This window comes from Rhizobacter sp. P1_G5 (genome assembly GCF_056405435.1).
This window is the reverse complement of the sequence record NZ_JBFUCB010000914.1, coordinates 1-1,725: the sequence shown is the minus strand read 5'-3', so window position 1 is coordinate 1,725 and position 1,725 is coordinate 1. Positions and strand designations below refer to the sequence as shown.

The 1,725-nt window shown below is 68.4% G+C and carries 3 protein-coding genes; all 3 read right to left on the bottom strand.

The genetic code is table 11. The features are described 5' to 3' along the window. Positions 1–66 precede the first annotated feature (66 nt). A complete protein-coding gene (locus AC1D12_RS32665) occupies positions 67–1,083 on the bottom strand; it encodes an NADP-dependent oxidoreductase (RefSeq protein WP_477845286.1) in 1,017 nt (338 codons plus the stop codon). Positions 1,084–1,113: 30 nt separating this feature from the next. Continuing rightward, positions 1,114–1,557: a PaaI family thioesterase gene (locus AC1D12_RS32660; RefSeq protein ID WP_047510313.1), complete on the bottom strand. Its 444-nt coding sequence runs from the start codon at positions 1,555–1,557 to the stop codon at positions 1,114–1,116. 21 nt (positions 1,558–1,578) lie between these two features. After that, on the bottom strand, positions 1,579–1,725 hold a 147-nt coding region (locus AC1D12_RS32655), incomplete at its 5' end, for an SDR family oxidoreductase (RefSeq protein ID WP_477845287.1).

The window sequence follows — 1,725 nt, the reverse complement described above, 5'->3', positions numbered from 1 at the left end:
TTCCTCCCCCGCGACGGGAGTGCTTGAGGTGTTCATCGAAGTTCGACCTCCGACGGTGTCCCGGGTTCAGACCAGCTTGACGAGCTGCTTCCCGAAATTGGCGCCCTTCAGCAGCCCGAGGAACGCCTCCGGCGCCGACTCGATCCCCTGCGCCACCGTCTCGCGGTACTTCAGCTTGCCGGTCGCCACCAGCGTGCCCAGTTCCTTCAGCGCCTCGGGCCACACGCCCATGTGCTCGCTGACGATGAAGCCCTCGAGCTTCAGCCGCGACTGCAGGATCAGCTGCGGGTAGGTGAGCGGGATCGGCTGCCCGTCGTAGCCGGAGATCATCCCGCACAGCGCAACGCGGCCGAACGCATTCATGCGCGCGAGCACGGTGTCGAGCATCAGCCCGCCGACGTTCTCGAAGTAGCCGTCGACGCCGTCCGGCGTGGCCTCCTTCAGCGCGGCGTACAGCGCCTTCGGGTCGCGGTGCGCCTTGTAGTCGACGCAGGCATCGAAACCCAGCTCGTCGACCACGTAGCGGCACTTGTCGGGCCCGCCGGCGATGCCGACCGCGCGGCAACCGCGCACCTTGGCCAGCTGCCCCACCGCGCCGCCGACGGCACCGCTGGCCGCGCTGACGACGACGGTCTCGCCGGCCTTCGGCGTGCAGATCTTCACCAGCCCATACCACGCGGTGACGCCCGGCATGCCGACCGCGCCGAGATACGCCGACAGCGGGATGTGCGTGGTGTCGACCTTGCGCAGCATGCCGGGCTGGCTCGCATCGACCACGCCGTACTGCTGCCAGCCGCCCATGCCCACGACCTTGTCGCCGGCCTTGAAGCCGGGGTGGCGCGACTCGACCACCTCGCCGGCGGTGCCGCCGATCATCACCTGGTCCAGCGGCTGCGGCTGCGCGTAGCTCTTGCCGGCGTTCATGCGCCCGCGCATGTACGGGTCGAGCGACAGGTAGTGGTGGCGCACCAGCACCTGGTTGTCGGCCAGTGCCGGCRACGGCTTCGATTCGAGCCGGAAGTTGCCTGCGACAGCCTCCTTGTCGGGGCGCGACGCGAGGACGATCTGCTGGTTGGTGGTCATGGCATGTCTCCTGTCTGTGGTGTCTTCGGATCAATCGGAGGCGTTCGAGCGGTGGATCTTGCGTCCCCCCGCCGGAAGCCCTTGCAGGTACTTGAAGGTGCCGCTCGCGCTGGCGAGCAGCTCGCCGTTCGCATCGACCACCCTGCCCTCGCAGAACGCGAGCGATGCGGTCGCGTGCAGCAGCTTGCCGTGCCCGACGATGCGGCCGAGGCCGGGGCGCATGAAGCTGGTCTTCATCTCGATCGTCACGACGCCGGTGCCGCCCGGCTGCCCGCCCGGTTTGATCGAGCTGCTGCGCGCGGCATGCGCCATCGCGACATCGAGCAAGGTCATCGTGACGCCGCCATGCGCGACGCTCCATGAATTGCACAGCTCGTCGCGCAGCGTCAGGCCGATCTCGGCCTCGCCGTTCTCGAACCTCAGCAGCTCGAAGCCGAGTTGCTCGACGAAGGGGATGTGGACCGGAAATTCCATCGTGGTCAATGTCCCCTGCTCTCAGTGTCCATGCACGGCACTCACGCCGCCGTCGACCGCGAGGATCTGCCCGGTGATGTGCTTGCCGGCCGCCGACGCGAACAACAGTGCCGCGCCCTTCAGGTCGTCGTCGTCGCCGATGCGGCCGAGCGGCGCGCCGGTCGCCAG